The organism is Microbacterium sp. UNCCL10, from assembly GCF_000746195.1.
Lineage (GTDB): Bacteria > Actinomycetota > Actinomycetes > Actinomycetales > Microbacteriaceae > Microbacterium > Microbacterium saccharophilum.
In genome coordinates, this window is record NZ_JQKT01000008.1 from 79,137 (window position 1) to 101,683 (window position 22,547).

20 protein-coding genes are annotated in these 22,547 nt (G+C 71.6%); 12 read left to right on the top strand and 8 right to left on the bottom strand.

Annotated elements, in window-relative coordinates; all coding sequences use genetic code 11:
- The first annotated feature begins 8 nt into the window (after nucleotides 1–8).
- Nucleotides 9–986: a UDP-glucose 4-epimerase GalE gene (galE, locus tag BR85_RS08905; RefSeq protein WP_028496443.1), complete on the top strand. Its 978-nt coding sequence runs from the start codon at nucleotides 9–11 to the stop codon at nucleotides 984–986.
- A gap of 235 nt (nucleotides 987–1,221) precedes the next feature.
- Here the strand turns inward: galE and BR85_RS08910 are convergent, their stop codons facing one another.
- A complete protein-coding gene (locus tag BR85_RS08910; RefSeq protein ID WP_028496442.1) occupies nucleotides 1,222–2,187 on the bottom strand; it encodes a LacI family DNA-binding transcriptional regulator in 966 nt (321 codons plus the stop codon).
- Nucleotides 2,188–2,280: 93 nt separating this feature from the next.
- Between BR85_RS08910 and galT the strand changes: the two genes are divergently transcribed.
- The 4 genes from galT to BR85_RS08930 all read left to right on the top strand — a co-directional run bounded on the left by galT (nucleotide 2,281) and on the right by BR85_RS08930 (nucleotide 6,160).
- Nucleotides 2,281–3,453, top strand: coding sequence for a galactose-1-phosphate uridylyltransferase (gene galT / locus BR85_RS08915; protein WP_424960590.1), 1,173 nt, complete (start codon nucleotides 2,281–2,283; stop codon nucleotides 3,451–3,453).
- Complete coding sequence (galK, locus tag BR85_RS08920; protein ID WP_028496440.1) at nucleotides 3,450–4,622, top strand: galactokinase; 1,173 nt, start codon at nucleotides 3,450–3,452, stop codon at nucleotides 4,620–4,622. The genes galT and galK overlap by 4 nt, the downstream gene beginning before the upstream one ends.
- 113 nt (nucleotides 4,623–4,735) lie before the next feature.
- A complete protein-coding gene (locus tag BR85_RS08925; protein WP_028496439.1) occupies nucleotides 4,736–5,191 on the top strand; it encodes a MarR family winged helix-turn-helix transcriptional regulator in 456 nt (151 codons plus the stop codon).
- Nucleotides 5,192–5,323: 132 nt separating this feature from the next.
- The gene (locus tag BR85_RS08930; RefSeq protein WP_028496438.1) at nucleotides 5,324–6,160 is read left to right on the top strand and encodes an alpha/beta fold hydrolase; all 837 of its coding nucleotides are present in this window, start codon (nucleotides 5,324–5,326) and stop codon (nucleotides 6,158–6,160) included.
- A gap of 157 nt (nucleotides 6,161–6,317) precedes the next feature.
- Here BR85_RS08930 and BR85_RS08935 read toward each other — a convergent pair whose 3' ends face one another.
- From BR85_RS08935 to BR85_RS08950, 4 genes are read right to left on the bottom strand one after another with little or no spacing between them, the layout of a single operon-like run.
- On the bottom strand, nucleotides 6,318–7,223 hold the full coding sequence (locus tag BR85_RS08935; protein WP_424960591.1) for a DNA-methyltransferase: 906 nt from the start codon (nucleotides 7,221–7,223) through the stop codon (nucleotides 6,318–6,320).
- The gene (locus BR85_RS08940; protein WP_028496437.1) at nucleotides 7,202–8,251 is read right to left on the bottom strand and encodes a lipoate-protein ligase LplAB; all 1,050 of its coding nucleotides are present in this window, start codon (nucleotides 8,249–8,251) and stop codon (nucleotides 7,202–7,204) included. The genes BR85_RS08935 and BR85_RS08940 overlap by 22 nt, the downstream gene beginning before the upstream one ends.
- Nucleotides 8,252–8,289: 38 nt before the next feature.
- Nucleotides 8,290–9,141 (bottom strand): alpha/beta fold hydrolase, encoded by an 852-nt coding sequence (locus BR85_RS08945; RefSeq protein ID WP_028496436.1) that lies wholly within the window; start codon nucleotides 9,139–9,141, stop codon nucleotides 8,290–8,292.
- Between the two features lie 54 nt (nucleotides 9,142–9,195).
- Complete coding sequence (locus BR85_RS08950; protein ID WP_166657802.1) at nucleotides 9,196–11,832, bottom strand: rhamnogalacturonan lyase family protein; 2,637 nt, start codon at nucleotides 11,830–11,832, stop codon at nucleotides 9,196–9,198.
- A gap of 149 nt (nucleotides 11,833–11,981) precedes the next feature.
- Here BR85_RS08950 and BR85_RS08955 point away from each other — a divergent pair, with 149 nt between their 5' ends.
- Together BR85_RS08955 and BR85_RS08960 are read left to right on the top strand one after the other, a co-directional pair.
- A complete protein-coding gene (locus tag BR85_RS08955) occupies nucleotides 11,982–12,434 on the top strand; it encodes a MarR family winged helix-turn-helix transcriptional regulator (RefSeq protein ID WP_028496435.1) in 453 nt (150 codons plus the stop codon).
- A 5-nt stretch (nucleotides 12,435–12,439) separates the two neighbouring features.
- On the top strand, nucleotides 12,440–13,765 hold the full coding sequence (locus tag BR85_RS08960) for an MFS transporter (protein WP_028496434.1): 1,326 nt from the start codon (nucleotides 12,440–12,442) through the stop codon (nucleotides 13,763–13,765).
- Between the two features lie 13 nt (nucleotides 13,766–13,778).
- Here BR85_RS08960 and BR85_RS08965 read toward each other — a convergent pair whose 3' ends face one another.
- Complete coding sequence (locus BR85_RS08965) at nucleotides 13,779–14,786, bottom strand: LacI family DNA-binding transcriptional regulator (protein WP_028496433.1); 1,008 nt, start codon at nucleotides 14,784–14,786, stop codon at nucleotides 13,779–13,781.
- Nucleotides 14,787–14,941: 155 nt separating this feature from the next.
- Between BR85_RS08965 and BR85_RS08970 the strand changes: the two genes are divergently transcribed.
- From BR85_RS08970 to BR85_RS08990, 5 genes are all read left to right on the top strand, one after another.
- The gene (locus BR85_RS08970; protein ID WP_028496432.1) at nucleotides 14,942–15,322 is read left to right on the top strand and encodes an L-rhamnose mutarotase; all 381 of its coding nucleotides are present in this window, start codon (nucleotides 14,942–14,944) and stop codon (nucleotides 15,320–15,322) included.
- Nucleotides 15,319–16,485, top strand: coding sequence for an L-rhamnose isomerase (gene rhaI / locus BR85_RS08975; protein WP_028496431.1), 1,167 nt, complete (start codon nucleotides 15,319–15,321; stop codon nucleotides 16,483–16,485). The genes BR85_RS08970 and rhaI overlap by 4 nt, the downstream gene beginning before the upstream one ends.
- A gap of 61 nt (nucleotides 16,486–16,546) precedes the next feature.
- Nucleotides 16,547–18,583, top strand: a complete 2,037-nt coding sequence (locus tag BR85_RS08980; protein ID WP_028496430.1) for a bifunctional rhamnulose-1-phosphate aldolase/short-chain dehydrogenase — start codon at nucleotides 16,547–16,549, stop codon at nucleotides 18,581–18,583.
- Complete coding sequence (locus BR85_RS08985) at nucleotides 18,580–19,998, top strand: rhamnulokinase (protein ID WP_028496429.1); 1,419 nt, start codon at nucleotides 18,580–18,582, stop codon at nucleotides 19,996–19,998. Before BR85_RS08980 ends, BR85_RS08985 begins: the two co-directional genes overlap by 4 nt.
- Nucleotides 19,999–20,036: 38 nt before the next feature.
- Nucleotides 20,037–20,222: a hypothetical protein gene (locus BR85_RS08990; RefSeq protein ID WP_036272685.1), complete on the top strand. Its 186-nt coding sequence runs from the start codon at nucleotides 20,037–20,039 to the stop codon at nucleotides 20,220–20,222.
- 18 nt (nucleotides 20,223–20,240) lie between these two features.
- Here the strand turns inward: BR85_RS08990 and BR85_RS08995 are convergent, their stop codons facing one another.
- Nucleotides 20,241–21,599 (bottom strand): Gfo/Idh/MocA family protein, encoded by a 1,359-nt coding sequence (locus BR85_RS08995; protein ID WP_028496428.1) that lies wholly within the window; start codon nucleotides 21,597–21,599, stop codon nucleotides 20,241–20,243.
- A complete protein-coding gene (locus tag BR85_RS09000; RefSeq protein WP_051526278.1) occupies nucleotides 21,596–22,501 on the bottom strand; it encodes a carbohydrate ABC transporter permease in 906 nt (301 codons plus the stop codon). The genes BR85_RS08995 and BR85_RS09000 overlap by 4 nt, the downstream gene beginning before the upstream one ends.
- Between the last annotated feature and the right edge of the window lie 46 nt (nucleotides 22,502–22,547).

Consider the following 22,547-nt stretch of genomic DNA (forward strand, 5'->3'; position numbering starts at 1 on the left):
GGAGCGCAATGAGCTGGCTGGTCACCGGTGGTGCCGGATACATCGGGGCGCACGTCGTCCGTGCCCTCGCCGCGGCGGGCATCGAGCCCGTCGTCATCGACGATCTCTCCAGCGGCCACGCCGCCTTCGTGCCCGAGGGTGTGCCCTTCGCGCAGGGGACGATCCTCGACGAGGCCTTCGTCACCCGGACGCTCCGCGAGCACGCCGTCGAGGGCGTCATCCACGTCGCCGGCTTCAAGTACGCGGGCGTCTCCGTCACGCGCCCGCTGCACACGTACGCGCAGAACGTCGAGGGCACGCGCGCCGTGCTCGCCGCGATGGCGGATGCCGGCGTGTCGAACATCGTCTTCTCCTCCAGCGCCGCCGTCTACGGCACGCCGGACGTGCCGCTCGTGACCGAGGACCTGCCCAAGCGCCCCGCATCTCCCTACGGCGAATCCAAGCTCATCGGGGAATGGCTCCTGCGCGACCAGGCCGTCGCCACGGCCGCGGACGACCGCCCCCTGCGGCACACATCGCTGCGGTACTTCAACGTCGTCGGCTCGGGCGACCCGAGCGTCTACGACACGAGCCCGCACAACCTCTTCCCCATCGTGTTCGAGAAGCTGCTGGCCGGTGAGACCCCGCAGATCAACGGCGCCGACTACGACACCCCGGACGGCACGAACGTCCGCGACTACGTCCACGTCGCCGACATCGCCGCGGCTCACGTCGTCGCGGCGCAGCGCCTGATGGCGGGCGAACCCGTCGAGGCCGCGTACAACCTCGGCTCCCGCAACGGCCTGTCCGTGCGGGAGATCATGGATGCCATGGCCCGCGTCACCGGGATCGACTTCACTCCGGTGATCGCGGCCCGTCGCCCCGGCGACCCGGACCGCATCGTCGCAACGGGCGAGCTGGCCGCCCGCGACCTGGACTGGCAGAACCGGTACACCGTCGACGAGATGGTCCGCTCGGGCTGGGACGCGCGGCGCAACGCCGGCTGAGGCCAGGCGCGCGGCGGCGCCGTGCTCGCGCGCGGCCCCCCCGGTGACGGGGTCGGGCCAGCTACGCGACCCAACGGCGGAGATCGTCGCCTCGGTGCACCGAGCGCCTGCAAGGGTGAGCCGTCCCGGCACGGAATCCGCCGTTGGGTATCCGGACGATGCACGGAATCCGCCGTTGAGTCCGATCGGCGCACAGGATCCGCCGCCGGGCACCCGGATCGACGCGGCGCTCGGCTCAGACCGGCGGCGGCGCCGTGCTCGCGCGCTCGACGAGTACCGGCGTGAGCGCGAGAGGCTCGCCGTGGCCCCCGCCGATCGCGGCGACGAGCGCGGCGACGGCGGCGGCGCCGAGGGCGTCGAAGTCCTGGCGCACCGTCGTCAGGGGCGGCAGATACTGGGCCGCGTCGGCGACGTCGTCGAAGCCGACGACGCTGACGTCGCCGGGTACGTCCCGGCCGGTGTCGGCGAGCGCGCGCAGCGCCCCGAGTGCCATCTGATCGTTGGCCGCGAAGAGCGCCGTCGCGTCGGCGGGCAGCGCGGCGGTGACGGCGTGACCGGATGCCGACGACCAGTCGCCGCGCAGCGGCTCCGGGGCCGCGATCCCGGCCGCGGCCAGCGCGTCGCGCCAGCCGCGCTCGCGCTCGGCGGCGGCGAACGAGCCGGCGGGGCCGGCGAGGTGGTGCACCGCGGCGTGCCCGAGTGCCAGCAGGTGCGCGGTCGCGGCGCGCGCGCCGGCGGCGTGGTCGGTCTGCACGACGACGTATCGGTCGTCCGGCGGGGAATCGACGACGACGAGGGCCAGGGAGCGCGGCACCTCGACGCCGCGGGCCAGCGCTGTCGCCTCATTGAGCACGATCGCCCCGTCGACGCCCTGCTCGTGGAGACGGGCGAAGCCCTGGGCGACGGCATCCCGACCCGATGCCGTCACGACGGTGAGCGCGAAGCCGCGTTCGGCGGCGGCAGCGGCGATGGCCTGCAGCATCCGCGAGTTGCCGACCGTGGCGAGGGTCGAGACGACGAGCCCGATCGTGTCGGTGCGGCCCGTGCGCAGCGCGCGCGCCGCGCGGTGCGGGCGGTAGTCGAGCTCGACCATGGCACGTTCCACGCGCCGCCTCGTCGCGGGGTCGACGCGCGGGCTGCCGTTCACGACGCGCGAGACGGTCTGTCCGGAGACGCCGGCGATCGCGGCGACATCCGCCATCGACACGCGTCGCTCCACGACTCCTCCTTGCCCGCCCGGCCATCCGGATCGGCCGATGTTGACGATAACATAGCAGTGGAGTACCGTGTTGACGTGAACATCCCGACTGACACTCCCGCCGCAACGGAGTTGGGCGCCGGCGTCCTGAAGCGACCCACGCGTCTCGCCGACGGCCGCGAGCTCATCTACTACGACGACCCCGCCACGACCCTCGGCCCCGACCGCGCCGTCGACGCGCGCGACCTCGACCCGCGTCCCGCCACCGCGACGATGCGCCAGGACATCCTCACCGGCGACTGGGTCTCCGTCGCCGCCGCCCGGCAGAACCGGGCCTTCCTGCCCCCGGCCGAGCTCGACCCGCTCGCGCCGCAGTCGGCGACGAACCCGTCCGAGATCCCCTCGCTCTACGACGTGGCCGTCTTCGAGAACAAGTCGCCCTCGTTCGGCCCGGCCCTCGCCGCCGCCGTCGGCGACGCCCCGGAGGCCGCCGACCCGCCCCGCGGAATCGCCGACCTCGAGCACCTCGGTCTCGGCCGCACCCGCACGAGCGTCGGCCGTTGCGAGGTCGTCTGCTTCTCCCCCGAACGCACCGGCTCGTTCGGCACCCAGACCGTCACCCGCGCCCGCACGGTCATCGAGGCGTGGGCCGACCGCACGGCCGCCCTCTCCGCCCTCCCGGGCATCGAGCAGGTCTTCCCGTTCGAGAACCGCGGCGAGGCCATCGGTGTCACGCTGCACCACCCGCACGGTCAGATCTACGCCTACCCGTACGTCACGCCGCGGACGACCCGCCTCCTCGACTCGATCGACCGGACGGCACCCGACCTGTTCCAGCGCATCCTGGAGTTCGAACAGGCCGGCCCGCGCGTGCTGCTGCGCGGCGAGCACTGGACCGCGTTCGTGCCGTTCGCCGCGCGCTGGCCCCTCGAGATCCACCTGCTGCCGCACCGCCACGTGCCCGACTTCGCCGCCCTGTCGGCGGAGGAGCGCGACGAGCTCGCCCCCCTCTATCTGCGACTCCTCCGCGGCGTCGACGCGCTCTACGACAGCCCGACGCCTTACATCGCAGCGTGGCATCAGGCGCCCGTCAACGTCGGCCGCGACACCGTGCGACTCAACCTGCAGCTGACAAGCCCCCGCCGCGCCGCCGACAAGCTCAAGTTCCTCGCCGGCTCCGAGGCCGCGATGGGCGCGTGGATCGGCGACGTCCCGCCGGAGGCCGCCGCAGACCGGCTGCGCGCCGCGATCGAGGGGGTGTCCCTGTGACCGCCGCGGGCGAGGCCCACGGCCTCTTCATGCAGCTCACCGGCGTCGAGCCGACCGGCCTCTGGTCCGCCCCCGGCCGCGTCAACCTCATCGGGGAGCACACCGACTACAACGACGGCTTCGTCTTCCCGTTCGCGATCGACCACCGAACGTACGTCGCCCTCGGCCGACGCAGCGACGGTCGCATCCGCGTGACCTCCACCTTCGACCCGGATGCCGTCGAGATCGGCATCGACGAGCTCGACGACGTGTTCCCCGAACGGCGCGACGAGATCGCGGAATGGGCGCGGTACCCGCTGGGCGTCGCCTGGGCGTTGCTGCGCGCAACGGGCGCCACCGGCGTAACCGGCGTCGACCTCGCGATCGCCTCGGACGTGCCGGTCGGCGCGGGCCTGTCGTCCTCCGCGGCGATCGAGGGCGCGACCGCCGCCACCCTCGACGACGTGTGGGGTCTCGGCCTCGACCACGTCGCACTCGCGCAGGCGGGGCGGACGGCGGAGAACGAGGCCGTCGGCGCCCCCACCGGCATCATGGACCAGATGGCATCCATGCTGGGACGGGCGGATGCGGGCATCTTCCTGGACTGCCGCTCGCTCGAGGCGGACGTCGTCGACCTCGGCTTCGCCGCAGCGGGTCTCGAGCTCCTGGTCATGGACACCGGCGTGAAGCACGCGCACTCCACCGGCGGGTACGGCGAGCGCCGCGCCGCCTGCGAGCGGGGCGCCGAGATCATGGGCGTCCCGGCCCTCCGCGACCTCGCCGTCGCCGACCTCCCACGCGCGGAGGAGCTCATGGACGACGTGACCTTCCGGCGCGTCCGGCACGTCGTGACCGAGGACCAGCGCGTGCTCGACGCCGTGCAGACGCTGCGCGCGGAGGGGCCGCGCGCGATCGGCGCGCTCCTGGATGCCTCGCACGTCTCGATGCGGGACGACTTCGAGATCTCGGTGCCCGAGCTCGACCTCGCCGTGGACACCGCACGCGCGGCGGGAGCGATCGGCGCGCGGATGACCGGCGGCGGATTCGGCGGCGCGGCGATCGCGCTCGTCGACCACGGTCACGTGGCATCCGTCACCGCCGCCGTCGAGACGGCATTCGCGGATGCCGGGTTCGCGGCGCCGCACATCTTCACGGTGCATCCCTCGGACGGCGCACGCCGCGACGGCTGAGCGCCGAGTCCCGCGAGGAGTGGCGCCGCGCGGCGCCTCCTCCTCGCGGGGCCGGCAGCGCATCCTCGCGTGGCCGGCAGGCGCACGTCCGCCCGCGGATAGACTGCGATCCGATGGCTGACGACGAGCGGGACGCGGTGCGCCAGGACCTGGCGGTCACCCTCCGCGAGCTCGCCTGGACGATCCACCGGAAGGCGCCGGACCGCGCCGGCGTCGGGCCGATCCCCACCACCGAGATCGCGCTGCTCAAGCAGATCATCGACCACCCGGGCGCCACCGTCGGCGAACTCGCTCAGGGACTCGGACTCCGTCAGCCCAACGTCAGCGCCGCGCTGCGGGCCCTGCTCGGGCGTGGGCTCGTCGAGCGGCACCAGTCGCCCTCCGACCGGCGGATCGCGTCGATCTTCGTGACGGATGCGGGCGTCGCCGAGCACCAGGAGATCTCCACCGCGTGGGCGACGCCCGTGCACGCGGCCATGGCCGACCTCGACGCGGCGGACGTCGACGCTCTCGCCGCGGCAGCCGGCGCCCTCGACGCCGTGCTGCGTCGCCTGCGCGCCGCCGACTGATCGGCATCCGATCGTCGCGACCGTCGGATGACCGGCCGATGACGACTCGGTGACCCCCTGGCCTCCGGCCGCGGCGCCGCAATAGCATGGCGCCCGGGCCGCGACGGCCGTCGCGGCCCGGGAGGAGACATCGTGGCGTACATCACCGTGGCGACCGAGAACTCGGCCGACGTCGACATCTACTACACCGATCAGGGATCCGGTCAGCCTGTCGTGCTGATCCACGGCTTCCCCCTGAACGGCGAATCGTGGGGCAAGCAGCAGGCCGCGCTGCTGGATGCCGGCTACCGCGTGATCGCCTACGACCGCCGCGGATTCGGCGCCTCGTCGAAAACGGGGAGCGGGTACGACTACGACACCTTCGCAGCCGACCTGCACGCCCTCATGGAGGACCTCGACCTCGACGAGGCCGTGCTCGTGGGATTCTCGATGGGCACCGGTGAGGTCGCCCGTTACCTCGCCCGCTACGGCAGCGGCCGCGTGGCGAAGGCGGCGTTCCTCGGATCGCTCGAGCCCTTCCTCCTCATCACCGACGACAACCCGGGCGGCGCCGGCGACCCGGCGTTCTTCGACGGCATGGCCGCCGCGGTCCGCGCCGACCGGTACGCCTTCATCGCCGGGTTCTTCCGCGACTTCTACAACCTCGACGAGAACCTCGGGAGCCGGATCTCGCAGGAGGCGCTCGGTGCGAGCATCGCCGTCGCGAACCAGGCCGGCAACACCGCGATCGCCGCGGCGCCGCTGACCTGGCCGACCGACTTCCGCGCCGACATCCCCTCGGTGACGGTGCCGGCGCTCATCGTGCACGGCACGGCCGACAACATCCTGCCGATCGACAGCACCGGCCGGCTCTTCAAGGACCTGCTGCCGCAGGCGACCTACGTCGAGATCGACGGCGCCCCGCACGGGATGCTCTGGACCCACGGGGACGAGGTCAACGAGGCGCTGCTGGCCTTCCTGGCATCCTGACGCCGGTCGGCCGCCGCCGCCGCTGCCGCCGCAACCGCCGCCGTTGCGGCGCAAACTGCAGGACCGGGTGTGACCAGAGTGACGGCTGAGCCCCACAGGGCACATCCGTCACGGCCGATCCTGCAGATCGCCTCGGGCATCGCCTCGCAGCCGGGCGTCAGTCCGCGGCGGCGAGGACGGCGTGCGGCATGCGCGCCTGCATGACGGCGATGGCCGCCGGGTTGTCGTCGACGAGCACGGCGTCGCGGCCGAGGGCGGATGCGACGGCGCCGGTCGTGCCGCTCCCGGCGAACAGGTCGAGCACGCGATCGCCGGGGCGGCTGGACGCCTGGACGATCCGGCGAAGGATGCCCTCGGGCTTCTGCGTCGGGTAGCCCGTCTTCTCACGGCCGGACGTCGGCACGATCGTGTGCCACCAGACGTCGGTCGGCAGCTTCCCGCGGGCCGCCTTCTCCGGTGTGACGAGGCCCGGCGCCATGTACGGCTCCCGGTCGACGGACTCCGAGTCGAAGTGGTAGCGCTCCGGGTCCTTCACGTAGACGAGGATCGTGTCGTGCTTGGTGGGCCAGCGCCGCCGCGACTTCGCGCCGTAGTCGTAGGCCCAGATGAGCTCGTTGAGGAAACAGGCGCGACCGAACAGCGCGTCGAGCAGCACCTTCGCGTAGTGCGCCTCCCGGTAGTCCAGGTGCAGGTAGAGCGTGCCCTCGGGGCTGAGGAGACGCCACGCCTCCGCGAGGCGGGGCTCGAGGAAGTCCCAGTAGTCGTCGAACCGGTCGTCGTAGGCACGCAGGTCGCCGCGCAGGCGCGCATAGCTGGTGCCGCGGAATCCCCGCTTGACCGGGGACAGCGTCGTCCCGACCGGGTCGTCGGCCCCGCTCACGACCGCCTGTTCGACGGTGCGCCCTTGCGAGCGGCCCGTGTTGAACGGCGGGTCGAGGTAAACCAGCGCGAACGAGCCGCTCTCCAGAGAGCGCGCGATCTCCAGGTTGTCGCCCTGGCGGATCTCGACGGCCCCCGGAGTCGCATCGGCGCGGGGCGCCGTCACGGGACCCGGTGCAGCCACGCGTCGGTCGCGAACTTCGACGTTACGAGCGCCTCCGCCTCGGCGTATTCCTCGTCGGTGATATGCCCGGGCTGCGCCCCGTAGAGCGTCGTGAAGGTCTCGATGAGCCGCTCGATGATCGCCTCGCGCGGCAGTCCGGTCTGGCTGCGGAGCGGATCGACGCGCTTGGCCGCCGACACGGTGCCCTTGTCGCTGAGCTTCTCCCGCCCGATGCGCAGGACATCGGTGAGCACCTGGCCGTCCATGTCGTAGCTGAGGGTCGCGTGATGCAGCACGCCGCCGTTGGCGAGCCGCTTCTGCGCCGCACCGCCGATCTTGCCCTGCGGCGACGCGATGTCGTTGAGCGGCTGGTAGGTCGCCTCGATCCCGAGCGAGCGCAGGGCCTGCAGCACCCAGTCGTCGAGGAAGGCGTACGAGTCCGCGAAGGTCATGCCAGCGACCAGGGATGCCGGGACGTACAGCGAATACGTGACGATGGCGCCGGCGGCCATGAGCATGGCCCCTCCGCCGGAGATCCGCCGGACGACGTCGAACCCGTGCGCAGCGGCTCCGTCGGGATCGACCTCGTTGCGGTACGACTGGAACGAGCCGATGACGACGGCGGACTCGTCCCACTCCCAGATGCGGAGGGTCGGGCGGCGGCGGTCATCGCCCACCCGCGCCGTGAGGACCTCGTCGAGCGCGAGGTTCATCCGCGGCGACACGGCCTTCTCGTGGACGATCTCCCACTCGAAGTCGCGCCAGCCGGGGGCCGTGACGAGCGCGCGGCGTACCGCGGTGCCCACCGCCTCGGGGGTGAAGCCGAGAAGCTGCGCGCCCTCCGGCAGCGCGCCGCGCACGGCGGCCGCGATCGTCGCGACATCCGCTTCGACGGGAAGGCCCGTCACCGCCGCGTCGATGTCGGCGAGCGCGTCGTCGGGCTCGAGGAAGAAGTCCCCGGCCAGGTGGAAGTCCGCGATCCGGCCGTCCCTGACCTCGAGGTCGACCACGACGAGCTTGCCGCCTGGGACCTTGTACTCGCCGTGCATCCTCCCAGCCTACGGCGGGGCCACCGCCCGCGGCGCCGTCAGGTGCGAGCCGGGACGCGGCGGTCGAGCCAGGCCAGCAGGTCAGCGCGCACCTCGGCCTGACTCACCTCGTTGAAGATCTCGTGGCGGGCGTCGGGATAGACGAGCGTCGTGACATCCGAGAGACCCGACCGCGTGCGGTACGCGTCGGCGAGCCGGTGCACGCTTCGCGGTCCGCCGACCGGGTCGTCGCGACCCACCATGAGCAGCACCGGGACGTCGACGCCGAGATCGCGGCGCGGGAGTCCCAGCAGCCGCAGGGAGTCGATGATCCCGAAGAGCTTGATGAGCGGCACCGTCGTCGTCAGAGGGTCATCCAGGAAGGCTTGCCCGACCGCAGGATCGCTGGAGAGCCATTCGGTGCCGAGAGCGCCCTTGGCGTGCCACTTCCGGTTGTACGGACCGCTGCTCATCGACCCGAACCGGCGCAGCGCCGATCCGGAAAGGACGACAGCGTCGTACGCGTCGGGCTCGTCGTTGAACATCTTCTGCGCGAGAAGCGACCCCCACGAGTGTCCCAGGAGGATGAGCGGCAGTCCGGGGTTCTCGTCGCGGATGAGGTGGGTGAACTGCCGGCACGCCGCGATCGCCGCACGCAGCCCTCCGACGCCGAGCCGGCCGAGCCGCGCCGCGTCGCCGCCGTGCTGCGTCATCCCGGTGCGGCCGTGGCCGCGGTGATCGTCCGCGTAGACCGTGTACCCGGCCGCGGTGAGCGCCGTGATCAGGGCCGCGTAGCGTCCCGCGTGCTCGCCGACGCCGTGCAGAAGCTGGACGACCGCCCGCGGCGTCGTCTCGGCGGGATGGACGTCGTAGACGATGGCGACACCGTGCGCATCGATGAACTCGGGCATGGACAGAGCATAGGGGCGGGGAGGCGGCATCTGCTCTCCCCGCCCCCGCTCACGTCATCCGCGGGACTTCGTGACGACCACGGTGGCCGACGGATCCGACGCGGCCGACGAGCCGGCGCCGCTCACCGCGACGACGGTCGCCGACCACCGTCCCGCCGGAACCGACGTGAAGGTCACCGAGCGTGCGTCCGCGGCGGCGGTCGTCACGAGCGGCTTCGGTCCGTGGCCGTTCCCCTTGCCGGCGCTCTTGCCGCGTTCCGGCGTGAGGGTGACGACGTACCCGGTGAGCTCCTCGGTCCCCGGCTCGGCGGGCGGCTGCCACGTCACCGTGACGCCCGTGCGGTCCGAGCGGATGCCGGGCGCCGCGACCGGCAACGGAGCGGCGTGCAGCGGCACGCGCGAGAAGTCCATCCCGGACGCGAGGTGGAAGCTCGTGTACGCCGGCTGGTTGTACGTCGTCTGCTGCCGCGCCGTCTCGACCCGGTACTGCGGGTCGTGCATGAGCGTGTACAGCTTGTGCGTCGTCGGCTCGCTCGACAGGTACATCCGCAGCGCCGTCGAGTCCGCCGTCCGGACGAGCAGCTCCTCGCGCCAGTCTCCCAGCACGTCGGCGACGAGAGCGGGGTTGCCCTTCGTGCCGTTGTTCGTGAGGGTGCCGGATGCCGTCAGCAGTGTGCCGCGCGTCCAGTCGTCGATCGTCGGCGTGACGGCTTGAGCGCCGTTCACGATCTGCGTCGTGAGATCGCCGGCCCAGCGGATGGACATGTTCGTGCCGGGGTTCGCCGGTGACAGCACGTCCCCGGTCGCGGAGAGCAACCCGGAGGCCTCCGTGCCGGCGGGCATGCTGGACCAGACCTCCATGCCGGGCACGTCGGTCCGCACGTCGCCGATCATGCCGCGACCGGTGTCGCGTCCCGAGTAGGCGCCGAACAGCACCTCCCCGGTCGCGGCGTCGCGCAGTGCGGTGCCGTAGGGCGCGCTCATGGCGCCCTCGTGCACCGTGAAGATCTCCAGGCCCGGACGGGCGGGGTCGATGTCGGCGACGTGCATCGCGTCCCCGTGACCCAGCCGCGCCTGTGCGCCCGGCGCGGTGCTCCCGGCGGGCAGCTGGTCGAAGGACGAGTAGAGCAGTCCGCCGTCGTCGTCGAGCGTCGCGGATCCGTAGACGATCTCCTGCCGCCCGTCTCCGTCGACGTCGGCGGCGCTCAGGCTGTGGAAGCCCTGGGTCGTGAGCGTGCCGTACTCCGGGTCGGTCCCGTCGCGTCCGTGCGGGCCGTCGTTGAACGGGTTCGTCATCGGCACGTGGCCGCTGTCGACGAGCCAGCGCTGGGTGAGGTGGCGGCCGTCCCAGTCGTACGTCGCGACCGTGGACCGCGTGTAATAGCCGCGGGCGAAGATCGCGGAAGGGTGCGTCCCGTCGAGGTACGCGACGCCGGAGAGGAAGCGGTCGACACGGTTGCCCGGTTCGATGCGCGCCATCGCGTAGTCGCCCCACAGCAGGCCGTCGTCGCCCCGCCCCGGTTCGTAGCGCACGGTTTCGAGCTCGGCTCCCGTGGCGCCATCGAACACCGTCAGGTACTCGGGCCCGTCGACGATGAAGCCCTCGAAGGCGCGCAGCACGTTGCGTGCCGACCGCGACGGCGCGTACACGTCGATGAAGTAGTCCACGAGCTCCGCGGCGCTCTCCGGCGAGAGCGGGTAGTCGTGCGTGACCGGGGCCCCGAACGCCTCCTCGAGGGTCGCGGGCCACTGCCCCGAGACGACCTCCGCGCGCTCGGACCAGCCCCGGAACACCTCGATGAGGTGGTCGCGGTAGTCGGGCGCGCTCATCCGATAGTCATCGTCGTGGGAGAACCCGGCACGGCGGTCCTCGCGCGGCATCGTGATGAACTTCTCCCGTGCGACGGTGCCGTCGGCACGGTACTGCACCGACTTCGTGCCGGGCGCGGTCTTGAGGATGGTCTCGCTCTTCCCGTCGCCGTCGAAGTCGTAGACGAGGAACTGCGTGTAATGGGCGCCGGCGCGGATGTTGACGCCCAGCTCGATGCGGTTCAGGAGCGTCCCGTCGAGCTCGTAGGTATCGATGAAGACGGGGCCGGTGTACCCGACCTGGGAGACGTCCTTGGAGTTGGACGGGTCCCACTTCACGACGTACTCGTAGGCGCCGTCGCCGTCGACGTCGCCCACCGAGACGTCGTTCGCCGAGTAGGTGTACGCCTCTCCGGCCGGGGTCGTCCCCCCGGCGGGCACGGTCAGCGGGATGTCGATGGCGGGTTGCGCGGAGGGGGTGACCGCCGGGCTCGGCTCGCCCTCGCGTCCGGCGAGGACGGGCGCCACCCGATAAGACGACCGGCCCGTGCCGGCGGCATCCACGAAGGTCGTGCTGTCGGTAACGAGCGCGATCCTGGCGCCGTCCCGATAGACGGCGAAGTCGGCGCCGGTGAGCCCGGTGGCGGCCGCGCCGTACGCCTCGCTCTTGAGCAGGCGCCAGGAGAGGTGGATGCCGCCGGTCGTCGACAGGGCGACGAGCCCGCGATCGAGGGACTCCAGCTGGATGCCGGTGGTGGCGGCGGGCGGGCGGTCCCCGCCCGCGGTCACGGCAGGGGGTGCGCCCACAGCGGCCTGCGCCGGGAGGACGAGGGCCACGGCTGCGACAGCCGCGGCGAGGGTCGTTCGGACGGGGGTTCTCATTCGCTTCACCTTTGAATCGCGGAATCGGAATGCGCTTTCCCCAGTCGCCACCGCCGAGCCTAAGCGTGTCCGCTGAATCGTGTCAATGGGGTCCGCCGATCCGGCTCGCACTTTACTTAGCACGACTAATGAGTTATGCTAAGCATTACATGACCTCTCCAGCTCTCTCCTCAGAAACCTCCGGCGACCTCGCCCACGAAGCCGCTGACTTCCGCATGGCGACGTTCCGGCTCGCCCGTCGCCTGCGCGCGCACCGCGCCGTCGACTCGATGAGCGACGGTCAGTTCGCCGTGCTCGCCGCCCTGTCCATGCACGGCGGCCACACCCTCGGCGAACTCGCGGACCGCGAGCGCGTCTCGTCGCCGTCGATGAACCGCACCGTGAACTGCCTGGAGGAGTCCGGGTACATCACGCGCACGCCCGACGAGAGCGACCGCCGCAAGGTGAACATCGATCTCACCGACGCCGGCCGCGCCGTCGTCGAGGAGACGGTGCGCCGACGCGATCTGTGGCTCGAGTCCGCGTTCAGCACCCTCGACAACGAGCAGCGCGCGACGCTGGCGCGTGCCGCCGAGATCATGCGGGAGGTGGCGAGGCGATGAGCGCCATGTTCCGCTCCTTCTCCGTCTTCAACTACCGCGTCTGGTTCATCGGCGCCCTCGTCTCCAACGTCGGCGCGTGGATGCAGGCCACGGCCCTCAGCTGGGTCGTCCTGACCGAGCTGACCAACAACGACGCCGGCGCCATGGGCGTCACGATGGCGCTGCAGTTCGCTCCCCCGCTGCTCCTGGTGAGCGTGACCGGATGGGTGGCCGACCGCTTCGACCGGCGCAAGCTCCTGTTCGTCACGCAGAGCCTGCTGCTCCTGCTCGGGCTCGCGATCGGGGCGCTCCTGCTCGCCGGTGTCATGACCCTGCCGCTCATGTACACCTTCGCCCTCGCGCTCGGTGTCGTGTCGGCCTTCGACAACCCGAGCCGCCAGGCCTTCGTCTCCGACCTCGTGTCGCGCGAGAACGCCTCCAATGCCGTCGCGCTGAACGCCGCGTCGTTCAACGGCGCCCGCATGATCGGTCCCGCCGTCGCGGGCATCGTGATCGTCGCGGTGGGCACGGGCTGGGTCTTCTTCATCAACGGCGTCACGTTCCTCGCGATGCTCGTCGCCCTGATGCTCATCCGCACGGATGACCTCATCCCGCGCGTCCGGCACGCCGGCGCCTCCCGGCTGGCCGACGGGTTCCGCTACGTGAAGGGCCGCCCCGACCTCGTCGTCACGTTCGTCATGGTGTTCCTGCTCGGCGCGTTCGGCATGAACTTCCCGATCTTCGCCTCGACGATGGCGCTCGAGTTCGGCCAGCAGGCCGACGGGTACGGACTGCTGAGCTCGATCCTCGCCGTGGGGTCCCTCGCCGGTGCGCTGCTGGCCGCCCGCCGCGACCGCGCCCGCATCCGCCTCGTCATCGTGGGCGCCGGGATGTTCGCCGCCGCCGCGTTCCTGTCTGCCGCGATGCCGACGTACTGGACATATGCCGCAACGCTCATGCTCACGGGCTTCGCCGTCGTCACCACGCTGACGACCGCGAACGGCTATGTCCAGACGACGACGGATCCGGCGCTCCGCGGGCGCGTGCTCGCCCTGTACATGGCAATCCTCATGGGTGGCACGCCCATCGGCGCGCCCATCGTCGGGTGGGTCGCCGCCGAGTGGGGTCCCCGCGCCGCGATCCTCGTCGGCGCGAGCGCGGCGTTCGTCGCCTTCGCCATCGGCCTCGCCTGGCTGCTGATCTCCGGTCGACTGCATCGCCACGAATCACGCCGGTTCGCGCTGCAGCTCGACGAGACGCGCCCGCTCCCCGTCGTGGCGCCTGCGGAGTTCAGTGACGAGGTCGCCGGGACGACTCCGATCAAGCTCCCCGCGGACGCTCGCCGGGGCTGAGGCGCGTCCGGGCTCAGCCCGTCGTCGACTCGCGCACGACCAGCTCCGGCCGGAAGCGCACATTCCGCTCGTGCGCTCCGCCGGGCTCGGCGAGCTCCTTCAGCAGCAGGTCGACGGCCGTGTACCCGATGAGGGATGCCGGCTGCCGGATCGAGGAAAGGGGCACGACGGTGGCCGCCGCGAAGTCGATGTCGTCGTAGCCGATGAGTGCGATGTCGTCGGGGATCCGGACGCCCGACATGATCGCGAGAGCCTGGATGGCCCCGACGGCGAGCAGGTCGTTGGCGGCGAAGATCGCGTCGGGGCGACGACCGGCGGGCTTCTCCAGCATCGCGAGCGCGGCCGCACGGCCGTGGAGGACGCTGAGCGCGGGCATCTCGACGGTCTCCAGCGTCGCGCCCGCGACGGCGTCCACGGCCCGGCGCGCCCCCTCGAGGCGGTCGGCGACCTGGCGGATCGATTGCGGCCCGCCGAGGAACATCAGCCGTCGGCGGCCGGCGGCCAGCAGATGGGATGCCGCGAGATGACCTCCCTCCACGTCGTCGACGGCGACGGAGCAGAAGCCCGAGCCCTCGATCTCCCGGTCGACGAGGATCACCGGTGACCCGGCATCCTGCACCCGCTTCAGCCGCGGGACGTCGTCGGTCGTGGGGGTGATGAGCACGCCGTTGACGCGCTGCTCGAGGAACAGGTCGAGGTAGCGGGCCTCGCGGGACGGGTCTTCGTCGGCGTTGCCCAGGAGGACGGCCATATCGGCCTCGTCGGCACGGTTCTCCGCACCGCGCGCGACGTCGGCGAAGAACGGGTTCCCGGCATCGAGGACGACGAGACCGATGCTGCGGCTGCGGCCCACGCGCAGCTGGCGGGCGGCATCGTTGCGGACGAACCCCAGGTCGGCGATCGCGGCGAGGACGCGCGCGACCGTCTCCGGGGCCACCTTGGCCGGCCGGTTCAGGACGTTGGAGACCGTGCCGACGGAGACGGAGGCCGCGGCGGCGACGTCACGGATGCTGGCGGCCACGGGGTCTCCTCTCGATCAGCTCGCTCGCCCGATCCTAGCCATGCCGCCCGCCGGCGGTCGTCCACGCGCGCGCCCGCGTCATCGCGCCCCTTTGCGTCCGGACCCGATCTGTCGTAGGCTCACTGAAACGATTCATACCCCTCCAGGAGTCCTCGATGACGAGCCCCACCGCCCCGCAGCGGGTCTGTTTCGAGCTGCGGGTGAAGCCCGAGATGCTCGGCGAGTACCTCGCCCGGCACACCCCGGTGCGCGCCGAGATGCTCGCGGAGATCGCGGCATCCGGTCGCCGCAACTACTCCCTCTTCCTCGGCGAGGGCGGGCGCCTCATCGGCTACTACGAGACCGACGACGACGCCGCGGCACAGGCCTACCTCGCCGCATCCGAGGTCGCGACGCGGTGGGAAGCCGAGATGGCCCCCTTCTTCGTCGACCTCGACGGGCGTCCCGACCAGGCCGCGACCACCCTGACCGAGATCTTCCACCTGCACGACCAGCTGACGGCATCCGTCACCGACCACGAAAGCGACGCATCGTGAGCACCCTCACCTCCGACCACCTCGCCACCCTCGCGCAGCAGGGCATCGAGCTGCCCAGCTGGGCGTTCGGCAACTCCGGCACCCGGTTCCGCGTCTTCCCGACCGCCGGCACACCCCGCGACCCGTTCGAGAAGATCGCCGACGCCGCCGAGGTCAACCGGCACACGGCGCTCGCCCCGTCGGTCGCCCTGCACATCCCGTGGGACACGGTCGACGACTACGCGGCGCTCCGCCGCCACGCGGAAGACCTCGGCGTCGCCCTCGGCACGATCAACTCGAACACCTTCCAGGACGAGGACTACAAGTTCGGCGCCCTCACGCACCATGAGGAGCGCATCCGCCGGAAGGCGATCGACCACCACCTCGAGTGCATCGACATCATGGATGCCACCGGCTCCCGCGACCTGAAGATCTGGCTCGCCGAGGGGTCGAACTACCCCGGCCAGAACGACATGCGCGCGCGCCAGGACCGCCTGCAGGACTCCCTGCAGCAGATCTACGCCCGCCTGTCCGGCGAGCAGCGCCTCGTGCTGGAGTACAAGTTCTTCGAGCCGTCGTTCTACCACACCGACGTCCCGGACTGGGGGACCTCCTACGCGCAGGTGGCGGCCCTCGGCGACCGTGCCCTCGTGTGCCTGGACACCGGGCACCACGCGCCCGGCACCAACATCGAGTTCATCGTCATGCAGCTGCTGCGCCTCGGGAAGCTCGGCTCGTTCGACTTCAACTCGCGCTTCTACGCCGACGACGACCTCATCGTCGGGGCGGCCGACCCGTTCCAGCTGTTCCGCATCATCCTCGAGGTGATCCGCGGCGGGGGCCTCAACAACCCCGACGTCGCGTTCATGCTCGACCAGTGCCACAACATCGAGGACAAGATCCCCGGTCAGATCCGCTCGGTGCTCAACGTGCAGGAGATGACCGCCCGCGCCCTGCTGGTCGACCGCGACGCGCTGGACGCGGCCCAGAACGCGAACGACGTCCTGGCCGCGAACGCCGTGCTGATGGATGCGTTCTACACCGACGTCCGCCCCCAGCTGGCGCAGTGGCGCGAGTCGCGGGGCCTGCCCGCCGACCCGATGGCCGCGTACGCCGCCTCCGGGTACCAGCAGCGCATCGCCGCCGACCGCGTCGGCGGCACCCAGGCGGGCTGGGGCGCCTGACCACCCTCCCCCGACTCCCTTCCCGAGTGTCCGGACACCGACGAAAGCGAACCGACCCACAATGACCAACGAGACCGCCCAGGCGCTCATCGCCCGCAGCAACCGCCTGGGTGCCGACCCGAAGAACACCAACTACGCCGGCGGCAACACGTCGGCCAAGGGCACCGAGACCGACCCCGTCACGGGAGAGCCGGTCGAGCTGCTCTGGGTCAAGGGATCCGGCGGTGACCTCGGCACGCTGAAGCCCGAGGGTCTCGCGGTGCTCCGCCTGGACCGCATGCGCGCGCTCGTCGACGTCTACCCGGGCGTCGAGCGCGAGGACGAGATGGTCGCCGCGTTCGACTACTGCCTGCACGGCAAGGGCGGCGCGGCGCCGTCGATCGACACGGCGATGCACGGGCTCGTGGATGCCGCGCACGTCGACCACCTCCACCCCGACGCCGGCATCGCGATCGCGACCGCCGCCGACGGGGAAGAGCTCACGACGCGGATCTTCGGCGAGAAGGTCGTCTGGGTGCCGTGGCGTCGCCCCGGCTTCCAGCTCGGCCTCGACATCGCAGCGATCAAGGCGGCGAACCCGCAGGCCGTCGGCTGCATCCTCGGCGGGCACGGGATCACGGCGTGGGGCGACACGTCGGAGGAGTCCGAGCGCAACAGCCTGTGGATCATCGACACCGCCGCCGCGCACATCGCCGAGCACGGCAAGGCCGACCCGTTCGGCGCCGTCCGCGCCGGGTTCGAGGCGCTCCCCGAGGCGGAGCGGCGCGCCCGCGCCGCGGCGCTGGCTCCGACCATCCGCGGCCTCGCGTCCACCGACAAGCCGATGGTGGGGCACTTCACCGACAGCGACGTCGTGCTCGACTTCCTGGCATCCGAGAAGGCCCCTGACCTCGCCGCCCTCGGCACGAGCTGCCCCGACCACTTCCTGCGCACCAAGGTCAAGCCGCTCATCCTCGACCTGCCGGCCGGCGCCTCCGTCGACGACGCGATCGCCCGCCTGCAGGAGCTGCACCAGGAGTACCGCGCCGACTACCAGGCCTACTACGACGCGCACGCCACCGAGGAGAGCCCCGCGATCCGCGGCGCCGATCCGCTCATCGTCCTCGTACCGGGCGTCGGCATGTTCAGCTACGGTGCGAACAAGCAGACGGCGCGCGTCGCCGGCGAGTTCTACGTCAACGCGATCAACGTCATGCGCGGCGCCGAGGCGCTCTCGACCTACTCCCCCATCTCGGATGCCGAGAAGTTCCGCATCGAGTACTGGGCGCTCGAAGAGGCGAAGCTGCAGCGGATGCCGAAGCCGAAGTCGCACCAGGGACGCATCGCGTTCGTGACCGGCGCCGCGAGCGGCATCGGCAAGGCCATCGCGGCGCGACTGGCCGCGGAGGGCGCGTGCGTCGTCGTCGCCGACCTCGACCTCGAGAAGGCGCAGGCCGCCGCCGCCGAGCTCGGCGGCACCGACGTCGCGATCGGCGTCGCGGCGAACGTCGCCGACGCCGCCGGCGTGCAGGCCGCCATCGACGCGACGCTCCTCGCCTTCGGCGGCATCGACCTCGTCGTCAACAATGCCGGGCTGTCGCTGTCCAAGCCGCTGCTGGAGACCACCGAGAAGGACTGGGATCTGCAGCACGACGTCATGGCGAAGGGCTCGTTCCTCGTCAGCAAGGCCGCGGCGCACGCCCTCATCGCGCAGCGCATGGGCGGCGACATCATCTACATCTCCTCGAAGAACTCCGTCTTCGCCGGCCCCAACAACATCGCGTACTCGGCGACGAAGGCCGACCAGGCCCACCAGGTGCGCCTCCTCGCCGTCGAACTCGGCGAGCACGGCGTCCGCGTCAACGGCATCAACCCCGACGGGGTGGTCCGGGGCTCCGGCATCTTCGCCTCCGGGTGGGGCGCCAACCGCGCCGCGACGTACGGAGTCAAGGAGGAGGACCTCGGCCAGTTCTACGCGAACCGCACGATCCTCAAGCGGGAGGTCGTCCCGGAGAACGTCGCCGACGCCGTGTACGTCCTCACCGGCCCCGAGCTGAGCCGCACGACCGGCCTGCACATCCCGGTCGACTCCGGCGTCGCGGCCGCCTTCCTGCGATGACGGGCTCCGTCGCCGCCGTCGACCTCGGCGCGACGAGCGGACGGGTGATCGTCGGCCACGTCGGCCCCGACACGCTCGAGGCGACCGCCGTCGCACGGTTCCCCAACGACCCGGTGCACGCCGGCGACGGCCTGCACTGGGACATCCTGGGGCTGTACGGCGCCGCGCTCGGGGGTCTCCGCGAAGCGTTCCGGCAGGAGCCGGGCATCACGAGCATCGGCATCGACTCGTGGGCCGTCGACTACGGGCTGCTCCGCGGCGAGCGGCTGCTCGGCAACCCCTTCCACTACCGCGACGAGCGGACGGGGCGCGGTGTCGAGTCGGTGCACGCACGGATGCCGCACGCCGAGCTGTTCGAGCGCAACGGGCTGCAGTTCCTCCCGTTCAACACGCTCTACCAGTTCGCCGCCGAGGACCCCGCCGTGCTCGCGCTGGCCGACTCCGCCCTCCTCATCCCCGACCTCCTCGGGTTCTGGCTGACCGGATCCGCCCGCGCCGAGCTGACCAACGCGTCGACCACGGGCCTCCTACGTGTGCTCGACGGGACGTGGGACGATGAGCTCATCGCCGCCCTGGGCCTCCCCCGCGACCTCCTGCCCGCCCTCATCGCCCCCGGCGAGCGCCTCGGCACGCTCACCCCCGATGTCGCGGCGTCCCTCGGTGCGGGGGCGGCCGCCGGCGTCACGGCGGTCGGCTCGCACGACACGGCATCCGCCGTCGTGGCCGTGCCGATGCAGGCGGATGCCGCCGCCTACATCTCCTGCGGCACGTGGGGCCTCGTCGGCGTGGAGGTCGAGCGCCTCGTGCTGACCCCCGCCGCGCTGCGCGCCAACTTCACGAACGAGGGGGGCGTCGACCGCCGGGTGCGCCTGCTGCACAACGTGATGGGCCTGTGGGTCCTCAGCGAAGCCGTGCGCGGCTGGGAGCGCCAGGGGCACCGGATCGACCTTCCGACGCTGCTCGACGCGGCGGCCGAGGTGCCGCCCCACACGGTGCCGGTGTTCGACGTCGACGACCCGCGCTTCCTCGCTCCGGGCGACGTGCCGGGCCGGATCGACGCCTGGTGCGCCGAGCACGGCGTCGCCGCGCCGCGCACGCGCGCCGAGTACACGCGCTCCATCGTCGAGTCGCTCGCGGAGGCGTTCGCGGTCTCCGCGCGCGACGCGGGCCGGATCGGCGGCGTGGACGTGCGCACCATCCACATCGTCGGGGGCGGGGCGCTCAACGAACTCCTCTGCCAGCGCACCGCGGACCGCGCTGGGATGCCCGTGCTCGCCGGACCGGTCGAGGCGACGGCGCTCGGCAACATCCTCGTCCAGGCGCGCGCGGCCGGTCTCGTCAACGGGTCGCTCGAGGCGCTGCGTGACCTGGTCGCACGCACGCATGCCCCCCGCCGCTACGAGCCGCAGGCCTGATGCTGTCGCGCCGGCGCCGCCGCGCGTAGCGTGGGGCCATGAGCGATCAGACGCACGACTCCTCCGGCCCGCTGACCGGCGACGACGATTCGCAGAGCGAAGCCCTCGCCGCCTCGGACAAGCCGCTCGGCGGCGATGAAGGCACCGAGGACGAGCTCGAGGCCGACAACGACGTCGAGGAGGACATGATCGCGACGCTCCACCCCGACGCGCCGCCCGCCTGAACGTCAGCGCCTGAGCCGTCAGCGGCCGAACGCGTCCGCGGCCGCCCCGAGACCGAGTTCCGCGACGCGCACGGCCTGACCAGTCTGGAGGGAGCGGTTGCCGGCAAGGCCGACGGCGACGGAGCGCACACCGTCCCGCCACGACGCCGCGCGAGCGAGCGGGTCGTCCCCCGCTCCCGCGAACACCTCACGCAGCAGCTGCGCATCTCCGCCGCCGTGACCGCCCACCGCCTCCGGGATGGGCACGACGTCGGCGACCGCGAAGTGCTCCTGCACGACCAGCGTCTCCGACACCGGACGGCGGTCGTCGCCGGCCACGGCATCCGGTCGGGCACTCGGATCCACGACGCCGTCTGCGCCCAGCAGCACGGCGCCGCGCTCCACGACCGAGAGCTCAGCGCGACCGCGCGTGCCGTTGACGGCCACCGTGTAGCCCTCCCACGGGGAGTGCGCATTCAGCGAGTACGACATCGTCGCGCCGCGGGCGTAGTCGACGACGAGTGACAGGTTGTCCTCGATCGTGATGCCCGGGTCGAACACGTCGCGGTCGCGGAGGTAGCCGTCGTACCGCTCCTGATCGAAGTAGAGCCCGCGCAGGTCCGGATCGGCCCGCAGGTCGAGGCTGAACGCGTCCCGGAGCGGGGAGTCCACGCTGCCGCGCGCCGGCCGGTCGCCGAGGCCCCGCCGTGCGGCGTTCTCGGCGCCGTAGAACCGCAGGCCGCCGCTCGCGAACACGCGCGTCGGCGCGTCATCCAGCCACCAGTTCACGAGGTCGAAGTGGTGCGAGGACTTGTGGATGAGGAGGCCGCCGGAGGTCTGCTTGTCGCGGTGCCAGCGACGGAAGTAGTCGGCGCCGTGCGCCGTGTCGAGCACCCATTCGAAGTGCACCGAGGTCACCTCGCCGACCCGCCCCGAGGCGATGACCTCGCGCAGAGCGGTGTTGCGCGGCGAGTAGCGGTAGTTGAACGTCACAGTGACCGACCGCCCGGTCGCCGCCACCGCATCCGCGATCCGGCGGACGCCGGCCTCGCTCGTCGTCAGCGGCTTCTCCACGATCGCGTCCGCGCCGGCCTCCAGCGCGACCGCGACGAGCTCGGCGTGCGTCGCGTCGGGCGAGGTCACGATGACCCGGTCGATGCCGTGCGCCGCGACCGCGGCGGCGAGGTCCGCGGGGTCGAACCGCGCCGGCGCCTGGGCACCGGACGCCCGCACCCGCGCCTCATGCCAGTCCAGCCGGCCCGGGTTCGGATCGGCCCAGGCGACGAGCTCGGCGACGTCGGCGTGCGGGCCGGTGATCGCGTCGACGTACATCTGGGCGCGGGAACCGGCGCCGACGAGCGCATAGCGAAGCGGGGATGCCACGGTGGCGGACCTCACTTGATCCCCGTCGTCGCGATGCCCTTGACCAGGTAGCGCTGGCCCAGCAGGAAGGCGAGGAACAGGGGGATGAGCGAGACGACCGACATCGCGAACATCGCCCCGTAGTTCGACGACGACTGCGCATCGATGAAGCCCTTCAGCGCAACCGAGACGGGGAAGTTCTCCCGGGTCCGGAGGTAGATGAGGGGTCCGAAGAAATCGCCCCACGTCCAGATGAAGGTGAAGATGGTCGTCGTCGCGAGGGCGGGGACCATGAGCGGCAGCGTCACCTGCGCGAAGATCCGGCCGTGCCCCGCGCCGTCGATGCGCGCCGCCTCGAAGATCTCCTTCGGCAGTCCGCGGATGAACTGCACCATGAGGAAGATGAAGAAGGCGTCCATCGCGAGGAACTTCGGGACGATGAGCGGCAGGAATGTCTCCAGCCAGCCGAGCTGGCGGAAGATGATGAACTGCGGCACGAGCACGACGTGGAACGGCAGCATGATCGTGCCGAGCATGATCGCGAAGTACAGGTTCCGGCCGCGAAAACGCAGCCGCGCGAACGCGTACGCGGCGAGGGAGCACGACACGAGATTCCCGAGGATCGCACCGACCACGAGGATCGTCGAGTTCGCGAGGAAGTGGCTGAACGGCAGCTGCTGCGACGTCCACCCGTAGATGTAGTTGTCGAAGGTCAGGTCGGTCGTGAAGATCCCGAGGTCGGAGAAGATCGCGTCGTTGGGTTTCAGCGACGAGACCACGAGCCAGATCAGCGGGTAGATCATGATCACCGACAGGATGATCAGCCCGATGTGCTTGAACACCGAGCGGGTGGTGCTGCGCCGACGGAGACGCCTGCGTGTCTCGTCGTCCCTTCCGGGCAGGACGACGGCGAACGTGTCGTCTGCGGTGCTGGTCATGTCGGTCTCCTCGGGGCGGCGTCGGCGCGGGGTGCGGGGTGTCAGA